At 31.0% G+C, this 255-nt stretch carries 1 pseudogene; it reads left to right on the top strand.

The annotated features are described in order from the left end of the window. Window positions 1–213: pseudogene (locus Q4528_RS14770) on the top strand (alpha/beta hydrolase); the annotation flags it as partial. Between the last annotated feature and the right edge of the window lie 42 nt (window positions 214–255).

Below are 255 nucleotides of genomic sequence, written 5' to 3'. Positions count from 1 at the left end.
GATATAAACCATCTCGGTCACTTGACTATTGTCATAGGTACTAAAGAAACATTATATCCAGACGCGCATAAATTATCCCAAATGCTTGATCAAAAAGGGATTGAACATGAATTTATACAAGGTGACAATTTGTTTAATATTTATCCTATATTTCCTCTTCCGGAAAGAGAAGACGTCTTGAATCAACATAAACAAATTATTATAAAAAAATAACCCTACTCCTTATAAAATGAGTGGGTTTACATTGAGTATAAC

This window comes from Staphylococcus pasteuri (assembly GCF_030547725.1).
In the GTDB taxonomy this organism is placed as follows: Bacteria; Bacillota; Bacilli; order Staphylococcales; family Staphylococcaceae; genus Staphylococcus; species Staphylococcus pasteuri.
Note: the sequence above shows the minus strand (reverse complement) of the source record. Positions and strands in the feature narration are given on the sequence as shown.